Annotated in this window: 1 protein-coding gene; it reads right to left on the reverse strand. The window is 35.1% G+C overall.

Annotated elements, in window-relative coordinates; translation table 11 throughout:
- Positions 1-310, reverse strand: a 310-nt coding sequence (locus tag LQZ76_RS10000) for an IS3 family transposase (RefSeq protein WP_230099546.1), incomplete at its 3' end; no start/stop codon positions are given.
- Positions 311-550: the final 240 nt, after the last annotated feature.

Genomic DNA, 550 nt, shown 5'->3' on the forward strand with positions numbered 1-550 from the left:
GATATGGGCGATCAGTGTAAAAATGACGATTTAACTTATTTTTCGCAATTTTGCCGATATTACCTCGGTAAGAACTATATTTACGACCTTGATGTTCGTATGCGGTTGATAGAATACCCAATTCTTTCATAATCCGTAAAACCTTTTTATGATTGATACGTTTCCCATCTTCGTGTAATTGATCTGTTACTTGACGGTAACCAGCGGCGGGTGCCACTATTTTAATAGCTGTAATTGCCGCTTTACATTCGGCATCTTTATCGATGCCGTCATCATGTTTAACGATGTATTCATACGTACTTTTAGCCATGTGTACGACACTTAAAATAAGTTTTAAAGTGAAATTAAACTCTCGCCTTAGTTCAGTAACTATTCTAGCTACTTCTTTTCGCGTGACAGAACTAAGGCCTTTAATTTTTTTAGATATTCATTTTCAACCTGTAAGCGTAAAACTTCCTCTTTTAATTTCTCAACTTCAGATTTTTCTTGTTTTTGAGCTTTCATAGCTGCTTTAATTTTTTTAGGTGTCATATTTGCGTGCCTTCCTTTT

The sequence above is a fragment of the Periweissella ghanensis genome (assembly GCF_918814755.1).
GTDB lineage: Bacteria > Bacillota > Bacilli > Lactobacillales > Lactobacillaceae > Periweissella > Periweissella ghanensis.